Source organism: Streptomyces sp. NPDC005263, assembly GCF_042872365.1.
Lineage (GTDB): Bacteria > Actinomycetota > Actinomycetes > Streptomycetales > Streptomycetaceae > Streptomyces.
This window is the reverse complement of the sequence record NZ_JBIAKJ010000007.1, coordinates 162391-177762: the sequence shown is the minus strand read 5'-3', so window position 1 is coordinate 177762 and position 15372 is coordinate 162391. Positions and strand designations below refer to the sequence as shown.

The following is a 15372-nucleotide window of genomic DNA, read 5'->3' as shown; positions in this document are numbered from 1 at the left end:
ACGATCGCTGACCAACATTGGGGGTTTCATGAAGCACCGCCGCCCGCACCACCGTCGAAGAGGGATCGCCAGAGCGGTCGGCTCGGCGGGTGTGCTGGCCCTCGCGCTGGGTGTGGGGATGACACCGGCGTCGGCCGCCGGGAAGACGTCCGACAAGCCGGCGGCCACCGGGTCCCCGGCCGGCCAGCCCGCCCCGAAGACGCCCTGGGCGCCCGAGAACGACGAGCTGCCGCAGCAGCTCAAGTCCGCAATCCCCGAGGGGCTCGCGTCCGCCCGCACGGCCACGGCAGCCCAGCAGCTCACCATGCCCGCGCCGACCGGGGCACACAGCGTGGGCATGGTCGGCCTGCACCTCGTCGACAAGTCCCGTACGGACCCGTACGTGCCCGGCAACAAGCCGCGCGAAGTGATGGTGTCGCTCTGGTATCCGGCCACCTCCACGTCCGGGCACTACCAGGCACCGTGGATGCCGTCGATCTCCGGCTCCCACTTCCTCGGCACGCGCAGGCTGACGCCGCAGCAGGTGACCCTGCCGAAGACCGCGGGCCACGTCCTCGCCCCGGTGAAGACCTCGCTCGGCAAGCTGCCCGTCCTGCTGTACTCGAGCGGGCTGCACTCGGACCGCGCGATGGGCACCGCGCTCGCCCAGGATCTCGCCAGCCGCGGCTACCTCGTCGTCACCGTCGACCACACCCACGACGCCAACGAGGTGCAGTTCCCGGCCAACCGGCTCGAGGTCAGAACGATGCCGTCGACCGCCCACTCCTCCGACACGCTCAAGGTGCGCGCGGCCGACATCAAGTTCGTCATCGACGCGCTCGGCAAGATCAGCAGTGGCGGCAACCCGGACGCCGGCCGCGCGACGCTGCCCTCCGGGCTGTCGAAGTCGGTGGACACCTCCCGTATCGGGATGTTCGGCTGGTCGCTGGGCGGCGGGGCGGTCGCCACCGCCATGCAGCTCGACAAGCGGATCGACGCCGGTGCCAACCTGGACGGCCAGTTCTTCGGAACGGCTCAGAACAAGGACCTGGACCGGCCCTTCATGCTCTTCAGCTCCGGCAACCACAACCGCAACAACGACGGTTCGTGGCGGAACATGTGGTCGCACCTGAAGGGATACCGGGTCGACATCAAGCTCAAGGGCGCGGCGCACCTGTCGTTCAGCGACAACGAGTATCTGGTGCCGCAGTGGGCGCGCCTGACCGGGACCTCCCAGGCCACGATCCAGGAGCAGTACGGCACGATCGCCCCGAACCGGGCGGTCCTGATCCAGCGCGTCTACCTCGCCGCCTTCTTCGACCAGCAGGTGCGTAAGAAGTCCGGCACCCTGCTCAACGGGCCCAGCACCAAGTACCCGGAGATCTCTTTCGTCCGCTGACCGGACATCCGAGGGGCCGGACCTGTTCGCGGGTCCGGCCCTTCGGCGCGTGGTGGCCCGTATGTGTCGCCGCCGGGCAGCGTCCCGTTGTCGCGTACGACACATGGGGGGAACCTGTGATAGCCATGTGATGATGAGGCGCTAGAATGTTTGCCTTGTCGAACATTTGGGCGCTCGGCGCCAGTTGAGGAAGGATAAGCTCTCCTGTCCTCCGCACCTCGGGCGCCGCGACGCCACCGCATCCGTCGCCGCGCCGATATGCCAATACTTGGCGGGGTCCGCCCGCCGATAGCCTCACTCGTCGTACTCCTGCTGATGGTCGCCGCCCTGACCGTGATCGGCCTCGACGGCATCCACACCGCGGGTGTCCCCCAGGCCGTGCTGAACGGGGAGCAGCAGATCGCCGCGGACACCGCGCTGTCGATGCGCTCCGCGATCGACGCCGAGGCGAGCGCGGTACGCCGTACGGCCGACGCGTACCCGGCGACGAGCGCATCGACCCCCACGACCACGCTCAAAGCGCTGACCGCTGCCAGGAAGGCGGCCCTCGGCAGTGCGCTGCTCGACCAGCGCAACGGCAAACTGCTGGCGGCCGGCGGCAAGACGGTGCCGCTGACCGGGGTGGACGTCGCCAGGACGGCGTCCGGGCCCGAAGCGGTCCCGCCCCGGCTGGTGACGTCGGGCGGCACCCGGCAGCTGCTGTACTTCGCGAAGGTCACACTGCCCGCGCAGGACGATCCCGACCAGGACCAGTACCAGGCCCCGACGCGGCCCGACCGGCAGTTGCTGCTGGTGGTCTCCGAAGCGCTCCCCGCCCTCACGGCGTACGGCGAGGGACGCACCGCCGAAGTGCTGGACGCGAGCGGCAAGGCGCTGGCCACCGCAGTCGGTGGCACGGCGTCCGGGACCGCCGCCCACAGCGGTCTGTCCGCGGCGGCGGCCCGCGCGGCGAACGGGTCGAGTAGTGGGACCGACGCCTCGGGATCCCTGCTGGGCTCTACCACGGGCAGCCGGCGCACCGTGGCCGGCTGGGCCCAGGTCGCCTCGGCGACGGGTTCGGGCGCGACCGACGACCTCGGCCTGGTGGTGCTCACCTCCCGCGCGGCGCCCGCCACGGCCCCCGCCGCCGACTACTCGCGCTTCGCACTCGGGACAGCCGGGACGCTGGCCGTGGTCGCGCTGTTGCTGGGGCTGGCGCTGTACTTCTCCGTGCAGCGGCCGCTGCTGCGGCTGTATCTGTCCGCCGGCCGCCTGGCCCGGGGCGTGACCGGGGGTGGGCCGGCCGGTGGCCCGGCCGCGGCGGCGGAGCTGTCCCGGCCGGTTCCGGTGCACGGCTTCGGTGAACTGGCCCGGATCGGGCGGGCCCTGGACTCACTGCGCGGGCAACTGCTCGGCGAGAGCGGCCCGCAGCAGTTCCCGGCCCGGCGCGGGCCGGGCTACCGGGCTCTGGCCGCGGTCGGCGTGCTGGTGGTGGCCTGCTGGGCGGTACCGATGATCTTCCTGCTGAACCGGGCGGACGCCGCGACCGCGGTTCCGGCTCCGGTCCTCGCCGACCAGCAGGCGCGCACCGAGATCGCGACGCAGCGGATCCGGCAGTCCCTGGACCAGTCGTACACCGACCTGAGCGAAGCGGCCGCGAGTCTGCCGGGCAGGAGCCGGGCCGCCCAGACCGAGGTCCTGCGGCAGTCCCTCGCCGACCACAAGCAGTACCGCTCGTTGTATCTCCTGGACCGCTCGGGCGGCATCACGCTGCGGGTGGGCGGCACACCCCTGCGCACCCTCGTCCACGTGCCCGGCGGCGGTGGGATCACCACCGTCAACACCTCGGGCCGGATACCGGCGATCGCCGCCTACGCGCAGGTCCGGTCCGGCAAGGGCCAGGCCCCGGCGGCCGGGGTGGTCCTGTTCGGCGAGATCGACGTGAAGGCGCTCAACTCCATTCTGTCCAGGCCGAAGCTGGGCAAGGTCTGGGTGACGGACGGCGACGAGAAGGTGCTGGCATCGAGCGTGGGCTACCGCGCCTTCCAGTCGCTGCCCGACGCCGGCCTGACCCGTCTCGCCAACGCCACCCAGGGCGCCCCGGGGACCGCGGGCACCGCGACCTCGGCGGTGCACAACACGTCCTCCGGACCGTCGGTCGACGCCGCCGCTCCGCTGGCGCAGAGCGGCCCGACGGCCCGTCTCGGCTGGCACGTGGTGACCGCGGAGCCCGCGGCGGCGCTCCAGATCCCCGCGGTGCAGGCCGAGCAGCGCACCATGCTCGCCGGCATCCTGGGCCTCGCCGTGAGCGCGGCCTGCCTGGGCTGGCTGTACGTCGTGGTGATCCGGCCGCTGCGCGCGGTCGCCGTGCTCGTCGAGCGGCTCGCCGGCGGGGACCGCCGCACCGTGCTGCATCCGGTCAACCACGACGAGATCGGCTCGGTCACCCGCAGCCTGGAGCTGGTGCGCCAGGTCCTGGCGGAACGCGACCGGGCGGCCAGATCCGGCCAGGCCGCCGGGCGCTCCCGGCCCCCGCGTGCGAACACCCACCAGCGGTAGAAGGACGGAATCGGCGTGCTCTTCCTCTATGTCATCGTCCTGCTGTGCTGCACCACGCTGTGGATCGCCGGAATCCTGGAGCAGCGGCGGCACTTCGCCTCGCTGGAGCAGATACCTACGCGGGTGCTGGTCAACGGCATCCGCGGCAAGAGTTCGATCACCCGGCTGTGCGCGGGCGCGCTGCGCGGCGGCGGCCTGGTCACGGTGGCCAAGACCACCGGCACCGCCGCCCGGTTCATCCATCCGGATGCCACCGAGGAGCCGGTGTACCGCAAGCTCAACATCGCCAACATCGTCGAGCAGATCGGCATCGTACGGCGGGCGGCGACCTACCGGCCGGACGCGCTGGTGATCGAGTGCATGGCGGTGATGCCCGCGCTCCAGGAGATCAACCAGGAGAAGCTGATCCGTTCCACGATCGGCGTGCTGTGCAATGTCCGCGAGGACCATCTGGAGGAGATGGGCCCGACGCTGGACGACGTCGCCCGCTCGCTCTCCCGCTCGATGCCGGTGGGCGGGGTGTGCGTGACGGCGGAGAAGGACCGGCTGCACATCCTCCAGGAGGAGGCCGACAAGCGGAACTGCCGGCTGATCGCGGTCGATCCGGAGTCGGTGACCGACGCCGAACTGCGCGGCTTCAGCTGGTTCACCTTCAAGGAGAACGTGGCGATCGCGCTCGCCGTCGCCGAACTGCTCGGCGTGGAGCGGGACACCGCGATGCAGGGCATGTGGGACGCGCCGCCCGACCCGGGCGTGCTGTCCGTGGAGCGCTATGTCACCCCCGAGGGCAAGCGGCTGCGGTTCGCGAACGTCTTCGCGGCCAACGATCCCGAGTCGACGCTGATGAACGTCAAGCAGCTGGAGGAGCTGGGCGCGATCAGAGGGCCGATCGGCGTGGTCATCAACTGCCGCCCGGACCGGGTGGAGCGCAACGGCCAGATGGGCACGATCGTCCCCGACCTCGCCGCCGAGACGGTGTTCCTGATCGGCCACCCGACCAAGAGCGCCCGCGACGCGATTCCGGCGGGCTTCACCGGGCGGGTGGTGGATCTCGGCGGCGACCGCCGGGACCCCGAGGAACTGACCGCGGCGATCCTCGCCGAACTCGGCCCGGATTCCTCGCTGGTGGCGATCGGCAACATCCACGGCCAGGGCGAGCTGTTCCTTGAATGCCTCGCCGAGCTGCCGCTGGACGACTCCGAGGACCTGCTCGACGTCGTCACCGGCGACGGCCTGGACCAGGAGACGATCCAGATAGCCGTACCCCGACCGCGTGTCTCGGTGGCCCGCCCGCCCGAGCCGGAGCCGTACAGCTGGGTGGCACCGCTGGAGACACCGACGTACGCCTTCCGCATCCCGGAACAACGCGACCTCGCCCGCCGGGCCGCCGCCCGCCAGGAGCGGCCCGACGAATGGAACACCGCGGGCGACCCGAACCCCGCCCGCGACCCGAACCCCACCCACGATCAGTACCACGCCTACGATCCGCCCCAGTCCATGAGGAACCCGTGATCCCCCCCGACCTCAACGCACAGACCGCCGCACTCGGGATCGCCCTCGGGCTGGTCTTCTCGCTCGTCTGCTACCTGACCACCAACCTCTCGCCCGGGGGAATGATCACCCCGGGCTGGATCGCCCTCACCCTCGTCACCGACGTGTGGTTGGCCGGGCTGATGGTCGGTGTGGCGACGCTCACCTACTTCTTGACGAAGCTGTTGCAGCGCACGGTGATTCTCTACGGCAAGCGGCTGTTCGCCGCCGTGGTGCTGTGCGCGGTGCTGACGCAGACCACTGTGATGCTCGCCCTGAGTCATGAGTTTCCGCTGCTGTACACGTCCCAGACCCTCGGCTTCATCGTCCCCGGCCTGGTCTCGTACCAGATGGTCCGCCAGCCCATGGCGGCCACGGTCATCTCGACCACGGCGGTGACGCTGGCCACGTACGTCGTGCTGGTCTCCGGCCTGTTGATGGGCGCCCTGCCCACCGGCTGACCTGTCCGGCACCCTCTCACCTGACACTTCCAGGAGGATCGGTCATGCACTCCACACCAGTCGGAAGAGGCAACAACCCGACCCGCCGCGCCGTGTTCCGTACGATCGCCGGCGTGGCGGTGGCCGGGGCGGCGGGCGGGCTCGCCTGGGACCGCTTCGGGCGGGGCAGCGACGACGATGCCGGTACGACCGCCGACGGCACGGGCTCCGGCCCGAGCGCCCGGTCCGCCGGGCCCCACACCTACGAGCGGCTGTCCGCCCCCGGCCGCACCGTGGTCCGTGCCGCCGACGGCGGCACGCTCGCCACGTTCACCGACGGCGCCCGTACGGCCGTACTGACCGGTCCCGCCCGCACCTTCAGCGAGCCGCGGACCACCGAGGCCACGGTGACCACGGACGCCTGGGTGCGCGTGCTGCCGCACGCGTGGCAGCAGGGCATGGAGAAGTCCGCGTGGTTCAAGGGCTGGTTCCCCAAGACACTCGGCGCCAAGAGCCCGGACGTCTTCGCGGTGGCGTTCCAGTACAGCAGTGCCGGGGCGCGCGACAAGAAGAACGCCGACGGGGTCCGCTACGCGGGCACCGCGCACTTCGGCCCGCGCAACGCCGCGGTCAAAAACCCGTTGGACTTCGCCTACTACGACGAGAAGTCCGACTTCTACGACTATCTGGGCATCGACTGGGACTTCCCGGACGGCACACGCGCGCAGCCGGAGACCGACCGCTACGGCTGTGTCGACTGCTCCGGCTTCCAGCGTCTGGTGTGGGGCTACCGCATGGGCGTCCCCCTGCACAACACCAACACCAAGGGCACCGGTCTGCCGCGCCGCGCCTACGCCATCGCCGCCTACGGTCCCGGCCGCAAGGTGATTGAGCACACCGGCACGCGGCAGGCCACCGACCTGGACGTCCTGCAACCCGGTGATCTGGTCTTCTTCGCCATCATCAAGGACCGGCCGGACTTCATCGACCACGTCGGCATTTACATGGGCCTCGACGACAAGGGCCGGCACCGCTTCTACTCCAGCCGCTCCGCCGCCAACGGCCCGACCCTGGGTGACCTGTCGGGCCACGCGCTGCTGGACGGCACCGACTTCTACGCCCGCGGCTTCCGGGCGGCCCGCCGACTGTGAGGTGACTCCACGAGGTGACTCCACCGCCGACGCATCGCCGCTTGACCTGACCTGCTGATCCGAGGACCACCGCCATGACAGCCATCCCCGCCGTCCAGCCCACCGGCGCGCGCCGAGGCCGCAAGGCGGCGAACCGCCGCTTCAGCCTGCCGGAAGACGCCCCGCGCTGGGAGCGCCCGGCGCTCGCCGCGGTGCTCGCCGTCGCCACGGTGCTGTACTCCTGGGGCATCGGGCAGGCCGCGCTCCACCCCTTCTACGGTGCGGCGATACGGTCGATGGCGGGCAGCTGGCGGGCGTTCTTCTTCGGCGGGCTGGACGCCGGCGGTTCGATCAGCATCGACAAGCTGCCCGGCGCCTTCTGGCCCGACGCGGTCTCCGTCTGGCTGTTCGGCCCGCACACCTGGGCGGCCGCGCTTCCGCAGGTCGTCGAAGGCGTGCTCACCGTATGGCTGTTGCACCGGATCGTACGGGCCTGGGCCGGTCCGTTCGCCGCGCTGATCGCCGCGCTGGTGCTCACCGTCACCCCGGTCACCGTGGCGCTCAACCGTGCCACCATCCCGGACACCACGCTCACTCTGCTCCTGGTGGCGGCCGCCGGAGCGCTGCAGAAGGCGGTACGCACCGAGCGGCTGCTGCCGCTGATCACCTGCGGGGTCTGGGTCGGGCTCGCCTTCCAGGCGAAGATGCTGCAGGCGTGGCTGGTGCTGCCGGTCTTCGCCGCCGTGTACCAACTCGTCGCGCCCGGCGCGCCGTTGAAGCGGGCCCTGCGTCTCCTGCTGGGCGGGGCGGTCGCGTTGGCGGTCTCCTGCTTCTGGATACTGATCGCCTGGGTGACACCGGCCGCCAACCGGCCGTACCTCGACGGAACGTCCGACAACAATCCGTTCGCCCTGGTCTTCGGCTACAACGGTCTCAGCCGCTTCAGCAGCGATTCCACCGCGTTCGGCGCCGTCGCGGGCACCGCCGCCAGCCGCACCACCGGCAACACCGGCTGGGACATGCTGATCAACGAAACGGTCGGCCCGCAGATCGCCTGGTTCCTGCCGCTCGCCGTGCTGGCCGCGGTCCTGGGCGTGGCCCGGCGCGCCGGCCGGCCGCGAACCGACCTGACGCGCGCGGGATTCCTGTTGTGGGGCGGCTGGCTGGCCATGCACGCCCTGGTGTTCAGCGTCTCCAACGGCAACCACGCCTACTACACGGCCGTCATCGCCCCGGCGCTCGCCGCGCTGGCCGGTGGCGGCCTCGCGCTCTTCCACTCGGAGTACGAGGCGAAGTACTCGGCGAACGAGGCGAAGCCGGAGCCCGGGGACAAACCGAAGCAGGAACCGGAACCGGGGTACGAGCAGGAGACCTGGTACCAGCTGGGGTGGGACCCGAGATACGACCCGGAACCGGAACCCGAGCCGGAGCAGGCGGCGGAGCACGAGGCGGTCGGCCGACGGCACTTGGTGCTGCCGGCGGCGATCGCGCTGACGGCGGCGTGGGCGCTGGTGCTGGACTGGCCGACCCGATTCGTCTCCTGGCTGCTGCCGGTCGCCGTGATGCTCGCGCTGTGCGGCGTGGTGGGCCTGTGGAGCCGTGGGCCGCGCACTTCCCCGCGGATGGTCCACGCCGCCCTGGCCGCCGGGATCGCGGCCACCCTGGTCGTACCGGCCGGCTGGGCCGTCTCCGGCCTCGACCCGCTCTACGCGGGCGCCACCGCCTCGCCGATGGCCGGTCCGGTCGGCAAGTCGTACCTCGAGCATCCCCATCGCGCTCCGCGCAGGAGAGGGCTCGATCAGCCCAGCGCCCGCGACGCCGCCCTGCTCGACTACCTCACCACCCACCGCAAGGGCGAGAAGTACCTGCTCGCCGCCCAGGCCGCCTACGCCGCCGAACCCCTGCTGCGCGCGAAGTCCGAGCCCATCCTCGTCATGGGCGGCTTCACCGGCAGCACCCCCTTCCCGACCGCCCAGCAGCTCGGCAGCCTCGTCACCGCCCGCCAGCTGCGCTATGCGCTGCTCACCACCGAGCGTCCCACCACTCCCACCACCACCTGGGTGAAGTCCCACTGCACCCGCATCCCGCCCACCGCCTACGGCCTCCGCACCGACGGCAGCTTCACCCTCTACGACTGCGCCGCCAAGAGGTGAAGTGATGCCGGAGACACGAAACGTCGTCGCGGCGACACGGAGGTCGGTGAGCTGAGATCGGGGCTCCCCTTCGCGCCGGCCGCCGGCTGTCACTACCATCCGCCCATGCCTCTTCGTCGGCGCCATGACAATCTCGCCGCCTTACCGCGCGATCCGCGAGCTGACGTCTACCCGATGCCGGCCGTCCCCTACGGGTGGTACGCCGTGCTCCGCAGCGTCGAGTTACGCCCGGGCGAGATCGTCAGCCTCCACTACTTCGGACGGGCGCTCATCGCTTTCCGGGGGGCCGATGGCCGACCAGCCGTACGGGACGCGCACTGCCCCCACTACGGCGCGCACCTCGGCACCGGCGGCAAGGTCGTGGAGGGCACCGTCGAATGTCCGTTCCACGGTTGGCGGTTCGGCCCGGACGGGCGGTGCGTGCTGGCCCCGTTCGCGCCCCGGACCCCGAAGGTCTCCCTCGGCGGCTTCGCGGTCCGTGAGCACAGTGGGCTCATCTTCGTCCACAGCGGACCGGACGAGCCGTCATGGGAGGTGCCGGAGATCCCGGAAGCGGGAACCAGGCAATTCGCCCAGCCGATCGACGACACCTGCCGCGCGCGCATCCACGTCCAGGAGATGCGCGAGAACATCGTCGACGAGTCCCACTTCCACTTCATTCACGGCCAGAGCGAACCGCTCGTACAGGAATGGCGGTCGAACGGCCCCTTCGCCGAGGCCCGCGGCCGGATCAGCCGGCGCATCCTCGGGTGGGACATCGACAACACCTTCGACGCGTTCATGTACGGACCGGGCGTCATGGTGGTCCGCACCCACGGCTCCGCCCTCTCGGTGACGGCTGTCGCCCTCACCACCCCTGTCGACGACCGTACGAGCGAGATGCGGATGCTGTACTACATCCGCAAACCGGCCCGGCTCCCGTTCCTGACGCCCGCGCTCAAACTCGCCTTCCGGGCGGTAGCCCTGGGCGAGGTGCGCGAGGAGGTCCGTATCTGGGATCACAAGGTCCACCAACCGCGTCCGGTCCTGCTCCCCCACGCAAAGGGCATCAAGGCGTTGCGTCGCTGGTACGCGCAGTTCTATCCGCCCGGCCCCCTCGCGCAGTCGGGCGACCCCACCTCGCCCGCGGGGACCCGGAGCAACGACCGGACGAGCGGCGACCAGGGGTGAGCTGAAGTGCGCCCCTTCGTGCGCGTCCCGGACCTCTAGGGCGTGTTGCGGCTGTCGCCGTCTCCATGGCCCAGGGCGCGCCGGCCGCCCACTTGCGTCGAGGAAACCGATCTGTTTTCCTGAATGGAAACAGATCGGTTTCCGGCCGATGGTCGGACCATGCCCGGCGACTAAGGGGAAATGTGAGTACCACCTTCGACCGCGGAGCGCCCGCCTCCAGGAGTACAGACCCGGGCCGCCGCGGCTCACATGCCGTGCGCTGGTGGGTGCTCGTCGTGCTGGGCGTGGCACAACTCATGGTCACGCTCGACGCGACCGTCGTGAACATCGCACTGCCCGAAGCGCAACATGACCTCGGTTTCAGCGACGGCAGCCGCCAGTGGGTCATCACGGGGTACGCCTTGGCGTTCGGCAGCCTGCTGCTGCTCGGGGGCCGACTCGGTGACCTGTTCGGCCGGCGCACGACCTTCGTGACCGGCCTGATCGGTTTCGCGACCGCATCCGTCGTCGGCGGCGCGGCCGGCAGCTTCGACATACTCGTCGCGGCACGCGTGGCCCAGGGCCTCTTCGCCGCGCTGCTCGCGCCCGCGGCGCTCTCCCTGCTCAGCGTGACCTTCACCGACCCGTCCGAAAGGCCGAAAGCCTTCGGCATCTTCAGTGCGTTGTCCGGTGCGGGCGCCGCGGTCGGGCTCCTGCTCGGCGGCATGCTCACCGAATGGGCTTCGTGGCGCTGGGTGATGTACGTGAACGTCGTCTTCGCGGGCGTCGCGCTGGCCGGTGCGCTGCTGTTGCTGGCCAAGCCCGTGGTCACCGAACGACCCAAGATCGACCTTCCTGGCACCGTCGTGGTGAGCGCCGCGCTGTTCGGCATCGTCTACGGGTTCGCGCACGTCGAATCCACCAGTTGGACCGACCCGGTCGCCCTCGGCTCCATGCTCAGCGGCCTGGTGCTGCTCGCGGTGTTCGCCTGGCTGGAGCTCAGGGTCGCGCATCCACTGCTGCCGCTGCGCGTCGTGCTGGACCGGACCCGAGGGGGTTCGTTCCTGGCCGTGTTCGTGCTGGGCATGGGGATGTTCTCGATCTTCCTGTTCCTGACCTACTACCTGGAGGCCAGCATCGGGTACTCGCCGATCGAGGCCGGTCTGTCCTTCCTGCCGATGGTCGGCGGCATCGTCGCCGCGTCGACCACGGTGCCTTCACTGCTGCTGCCCAGGGTCGGCCCCAAGGTCGTGGTCAGCGCCGGCTTCCTGGTCTCCGCATCCGGTATGGCCCTGCTGACCCGGCTCACACTGGACAGCACCTACGTCGCCCACATCATGCCGGGCATGATCCTCTTGGGTGTCGGTATCGGCGGGGTGATGACCACCGCGTTCCAGGGTGCGACCGCAGGCGTGCACCACGAGGACGCGGGCGTCGCGTCGGCGCTGATCAACACCAGCCAGCAGGTGGGCGGCTCGATCAGCACCGCACTGCTGACCACCGTCGCCTCGTCGGCCGCGACCGACTACCTGTCCTCGCACAAGCCGGGCGCGCTGACCGTGGCCCAGGCCGGGGTCGAGAGCTACACGGCCACCCTGGCGTGGGGAGCCGGGATCTTCGTGGTCGGTGCGATGCTCACGGCGTTCCTGATGCCGAACGCGGCTCTGGCGCCGTCGGAGGGCGAGCCTGTGATCGCCCACTGAGTCCCGCGGCCGACGAAGCCTGAATATCGTAAACCGATCGGTTTCAAACGGGCCGGAATCGAGTTAACCTCGCATTATGACCACCGAGGCGAAGTCAAGCTCCCGAGAGCGGCTGCTGGAGGCAGCGGCCACGCTCACCTACCAGGACGGCGTCAGCATCGGCGTCGACGCGCTGTGCAAGGCGGCAGGGGTGTCGAAACGCTCCATGTACCAGCTGTTCGAGAGCAAGGACGAACTGCTGGCGGCAAGCCTGGAGGAACGTGTCTCCGCCTTTGTGACGACCCTCCTTCCCGCGGCGGACGACCACCGTCCACCCCGCGAGCGGATCCTGCACGTCTTCGCGCAGATGGAGTCACAGGCCGGCGCTCCCGACTTCCAGGGCTGCCGGTACCTCGCCGTGCAGATCGAGCTCAAAGACCCGAGCCACCCCGCGAGCCAGGTGGCCCACCGGGTCAAGGCGAACCTGACCGGCTTCTTCCGCACCGAGGCCGAACAGGGCGGGGCGCGCGACCCGGACCTGCTGGCCCGTCAGCTGATCCTGGTCTTCGACGGCGCCAGCGCCCGCGCGGGAATCCAAGCCGACAACCTCGCCGGGCTCATCGCACCCACGGTGACCACCCTGCTGGACACGGCAGGCGTGCGCTGACGGTCCCGTCACCCGCTCCCGCCCATTTCCGAGGTGAAGACCAACGGGTCGCTGTCGAAGCCCCGGATCAGCTCGTGGAACTCCCAGGTACCGGAGCCGTCCCTGGTGAACTCCGCGACCGTCGTGGCGGTCGAGTCGGCGACCGCGGTGAAGTCGTGTGCCAGCAGCTCCTTGTACCCCTCGACGACCAGCACACCCGCGTTCACCATGTCGCCGAAGGTGCGGGGCCCGCCGTCCTGATGGATGGCGACCCCCACCACGACCCGGCCGTAGGTGGGTGCCAGTCGGTCGAACTCCAGGGTCATGACCTCGACGTAGCCGAAGCCCATGCCGGTCCGGCTGTGCCGGGACATGTTGATCGTGCCGTCGGGTGACCGGCTGTCGTAGTGGACGACATAGACCGGCCGCCCGTGGAGGTCGTCCGCGGAGTAGGTCGTGGCGATGATGTCGAGATGCCGAGGCGGTTCACCCAAGGGACTCGGATCCCACTTGAGTCGCACCTCGACCTTCCCGAGTCCCTTGCCCGAGTTGCTCACCGGACACCACCCTCCCCCGCATCGAACCATCCCGCGGCCGCCTGGCCCCTACTCGTGAAGTATGGACTGTGACCAGCCAGTTGATGCTTCCTTGGCGCCCTCCGGGCCGAGCCGAGCGGCGACGGGAGCGCGCGGGGCCGCCTCTTCATGGCGGCCGCCCGCGGTCCGAGAGCGCTCCACGGCGGTCTCTCCCTCGGCGGCGAGTCCGTCAGGCTGGTCACCGACGACAGTGACCAGGTGACTCCCCTGGTCGGGGACTGGTGGGACAACGGCATGCACGGAGCCATGGCGGAACTGCTCACGGCCGTCCACGAGCGCCGCACGCCCTCGAACGCCGCCCGGTCGGCACTGCCCGGCCTGGCGCTCTGCTTCGCGGGCCTCGAATCGGCACGGACCGGCCGCCCCGTCGACCCCCGGACCATCACCCGCATACCGGAGTGATCAGGACCGCTGCCCGCGGCAGTCCGCGGTCCCGGGGGTCAGACCGTGGTGTTCAACAGGTCGGCAAGGACGTCGGGCCGTTCCAGGGCGATGAAGTGGCCGGCCTTCGGCACCTGCGTGACATCGGCGGCCGGCAGCAGCCGCATGTTGGCCTCGCGGTCCGAGGGGCGGGACCAGTCCTTCTCGCCGTAGACGAGGTGGACGGGGGCCTTGACCTCGGGGTAGCGCGAGCGTGCGGCGATGAGGCTGGGCAGGGCCTGGTACACCGCCCGGGCGACGGTCGGGTAGCCGGGGCGGCCGCCCACCTGGAGGAGTTCGTCCAGGTAGTCCGCCCGCAGCGCGCTCTTGTCGCCGAGGCCGCCCTGAAAGATCCTGCGGAGGGCGGGCTTGGGCTCCACCCCGGCGATCACCGGGCCCACTCCGGGGGCGAGGACACCGCTGACCACCACGCGGGCGAGGAGAGAGGACCGGGCGATGCCGCCGCGGAAGTCGTACGTGTTCACCGCGACGACGCGCCGGACTCGCTCCGGGAGGTCGGCCGCGGTGGTCAGGGCGAGCACCGCCCCCATGGACTCCCCCACCAACGTCACGTCGCGGAGGTCGAGTTCGGTGAGGAGCCGCTCGACGCCCGCGCGCATGGCCGGCTCGTCGTACGACGCACCGGGCACGATCTCGGAGTAGCCCATCCCCGGCAGGTCGAGGGCGTACACGGTGTACCGGTCCGCGATCAACGGGATGAGGTGGCGGAAGTGCTCGGCCTGGGTGCGCACGGTGTGCAGCAGGACCAGGGGAGCGCCGGAGCCCGCCTTGAGGTAGCGCAGTGTTCCCGCACGGCTGCCGCGTCCCGCGCGCGGGGCGATGGTGTGGCTGGTGGTCCCCGGGATGTGGATCGTGGGACGTGACTCGTGGCTGGGCATCTCAACGACTCCTTGGATGTGAAGGCGTTACTTCGCCAGCTGGGCGTACAGCCCCGCCAGGTCGCCGGCCAGGCCCGCCTTGACCTGCCGTGAGATGTCGTCGGCGAGCACCTCGTACGCTCCCGCCTCCACGCCGTCGAGGGCGAGTACGGCGACGTCACGGGGGTCGGACTTGGGGGCGTCGACACCCGCCGCCAGGTCCGTGTCCACGTATCCCATGTGCAGTCCGGTGACGGAGATGCCGCGCGGCTGGAGCTCCAGGCGCAGGGAGTTGGTCTGCGACCACAGGGCGGCCTTGGAGGCGCTGTAGGAGCCGCCGAGCGCGATCCAGGAGAGTACGGAGTGCGCGTTGACGAGGTGGCCGCCTCCGTTGCGCTCGATGACCGGCACGAAGGCGCGGGTGACCAGCAGCGGGCCGTAGAAGTTGGTCTCGAACTCGCGGCGGACGTCGTCGAGCGGGGAGTCGAGGAAGGACGCGCCGACCGAGGCACCGGCGTTGTTGATCAGCACGGTGACGTCTTCCGCCTGTGCGGCGGCGGCCGCCACGGAGGCCGGGTCGGTGACCTCAAGCGCCACCGGGACGGCGTCCGGGTGCGTCACGGAGCGCGGGTCACGGGCCGTGGCGTAGACCTTGCCGGCGCCGCGTGCGTACAGCTCCTCCACCAGCGCCTTGCCGATGCCGCGGCTGCCGCCGGTGACGAGGACGTTCGCGCCCTTCAATGCGGTCATGACTACCTCCGAGAATGGGAAACTGGTCGGTTTCCACCATCACCGTAAACCGGTCGGTTTCCCTGCGCAAGCCCCGACAGGA

At 70.5% G+C, this 15372-nt stretch carries 13 protein-coding genes; 10 read left to right on the top strand and 3 right to left on the bottom strand.

Annotated features, from left to right (window positions below):
- Nucleotides 1-28 precede the first annotated feature (28 nt).
- From ACFYRY_RS29425 to ACFYRY_RS29385, 9 genes are all read left to right on the top strand, one after another.
- A complete protein-coding gene (locus tag ACFYRY_RS29425) occupies nucleotides 29-1378 on the top strand; it encodes an alpha/beta hydrolase family protein (protein ID WP_389152064.1) in 1350 nt (449 codons plus the stop codon).
- Between the two features lie 258 nt (nucleotides 1379-1636).
- Entirely contained in the window at nucleotides 1637-3916 is a 2280-nt protein-coding gene (locus ACFYRY_RS29420) for a HAMP domain-containing protein (RefSeq protein ID WP_389152061.1), read from the top strand.
- A 15-nt stretch (nucleotides 3917-3931) separates the two neighbouring features.
- Entirely contained in the window at nucleotides 3932-5428 is a 1497-nt protein-coding gene (gene pgsB / locus ACFYRY_RS29415; RefSeq protein ID WP_389152058.1) for a poly-gamma-glutamate synthase PgsB, read from the top strand.
- Complete coding sequence (locus ACFYRY_RS29410) at nucleotides 5425-5907, top strand: poly-gamma-glutamate biosynthesis protein PgsC/CapC (protein ID WP_389152055.1); 483 nt, start codon at nucleotides 5425-5427, stop codon at nucleotides 5905-5907. Before pgsB ends, ACFYRY_RS29410 begins: the two co-directional genes overlap by 4 nt.
- A gap of 44 nt (nucleotides 5908-5951) precedes the next feature.
- Complete coding sequence (locus ACFYRY_RS29405; RefSeq protein ID WP_389152052.1) at nucleotides 5952-7037, top strand: NlpC/P60 family protein; 1086 nt, start codon at nucleotides 5952-5954, stop codon at nucleotides 7035-7037.
- A gap of 74 nt (nucleotides 7038-7111) precedes the next feature.
- Complete coding sequence (locus tag ACFYRY_RS29400; RefSeq protein ID WP_389152050.1) at nucleotides 7112-9169, top strand: ArnT family glycosyltransferase; 2058 nt, start codon at nucleotides 7112-7114, stop codon at nucleotides 9167-9169.
- 105 nt (nucleotides 9170-9274) lie between these two features.
- On the top strand, nucleotides 9275-10339 hold the full coding sequence (locus ACFYRY_RS29395; protein WP_389152047.1) for a Rieske 2Fe-2S domain-containing protein: 1065 nt from the start codon (nucleotides 9275-9277) through the stop codon (nucleotides 10337-10339).
- Nucleotides 10340-10521: 182 nt separating this feature from the next.
- Nucleotides 10522-12021, top strand: coding sequence for an MFS transporter (locus ACFYRY_RS29390; protein WP_389152045.1), 1500 nt, complete (start codon nucleotides 10522-10524; stop codon nucleotides 12019-12021).
- 76 nt (nucleotides 12022-12097) lie between these two features.
- Nucleotides 12098-12667: a TetR/AcrR family transcriptional regulator gene (locus tag ACFYRY_RS29385; protein ID WP_389152042.1), complete on the top strand. Its 570-nt coding sequence runs from the start codon at nucleotides 12098-12100 to the stop codon at nucleotides 12665-12667.
- Between the two features lie 8 nt (nucleotides 12668-12675).
- On the opposite strand, the gene ACFYRY_RS29380 is transcribed toward ACFYRY_RS29385, so the two are convergent.
- The gene (locus tag ACFYRY_RS29380; protein WP_389152040.1) at nucleotides 12676-13233 is read right to left on the bottom strand and encodes a TerD family protein; all 558 of its coding nucleotides are present in this window, start codon (nucleotides 13231-13233) and stop codon (nucleotides 12676-12678) included.
- A gap of 117 nt (nucleotides 13234-13350) precedes the next feature.
- On the opposite strand from ACFYRY_RS29380, the gene ACFYRY_RS29375 reads away from it, so the two are divergent.
- Nucleotides 13351-13644: a hypothetical protein gene (locus tag ACFYRY_RS29375; protein ID WP_389152037.1), complete on the top strand. Its 294-nt coding sequence runs from the start codon at nucleotides 13351-13353 to the stop codon at nucleotides 13642-13644.
- A gap of 38 nt (nucleotides 13645-13682) precedes the next feature.
- On the opposite strand, the gene ACFYRY_RS29370 is transcribed toward ACFYRY_RS29375, so the two are convergent.
- Both ACFYRY_RS29370 and ACFYRY_RS29365 read right to left on the bottom strand, forming a co-directional pair.
- Nucleotides 13683-14561 carry an alpha/beta fold hydrolase gene (locus tag ACFYRY_RS29370; RefSeq protein WP_389152035.1) on the bottom strand — a complete coding sequence of 293 codons (879 nt, stop codon included), beginning with the start codon at nucleotides 14559-14561 and terminating at the stop codon, nucleotides 13683-13685.
- A 27-nt stretch (nucleotides 14562-14588) separates the two neighbouring features.
- A complete protein-coding gene (locus ACFYRY_RS29365; RefSeq protein WP_389152032.1) occupies nucleotides 14589-15290 on the bottom strand; it encodes an SDR family oxidoreductase in 702 nt (233 codons plus the stop codon).
- Between the last annotated feature and the right edge of the window lie 82 nt (nucleotides 15291-15372).

Coding starts and splice junctions, on each gene's coding strand:
- ACFYRY_RS29425 (WP_389152064.1), top strand. CDS start 29: ATGAAGCACCGCCGCCCGCACCACCGTCGAAGAGGGATCGCCAGAGCG.
- ACFYRY_RS29420 (WP_389152061.1), top strand. CDS start 1,637: ATGCCAATACTTGGCGGGGTCCGCCCGCCGATAGCCTCACTCGTCGTA.
- ACFYRY_RS29405 (WP_389152052.1), top strand. CDS start 5,952: ATGCACTCCACACCAGTCGGAAGAGGCAACAACCCGACCCGCCGCGCC.
- ACFYRY_RS29400 (WP_389152050.1), top strand. CDS start 7,112: ATGACAGCCATCCCCGCCGTCCAGCCCACCGGCGCGCGCCGAGGCCGC.
- ACFYRY_RS29395 (WP_389152047.1), top strand. CDS start 9,275: ATGCCTCTTCGTCGGCGCCATGACAATCTCGCCGCCTTACCGCGCGAT.
- ACFYRY_RS29385 (WP_389152042.1), top strand. CDS start 12,098: ATGACCACCGAGGCGAAGTCAAGCTCCCGAGAGCGGCTGCTGGAGGCA.
- ACFYRY_RS29380 (WP_389152040.1), bottom strand. CDS start 13,233: ATGGTTCGATGCGGGGGAGGGTGGTGTCCGGTGAGCAACTCGGGCAAG.
- ACFYRY_RS29375 (WP_389152037.1), top strand. CDS start 13,351: ATGGCGGCCGCCCGCGGTCCGAGAGCGCTCCACGGCGGTCTCTCCCTC.
- ACFYRY_RS29370 (WP_389152035.1), bottom strand. CDS start 14,561: ATGCCCAGCCACGAGTCACGTCCCACGATCCACATCCCGGGGACCACC.
- ACFYRY_RS29365 (WP_389152032.1), bottom strand. CDS start 15,290: ATGACCGCATTGAAGGGCGCGAACGTCCTCGTCACCGGCGGCAGCCGC.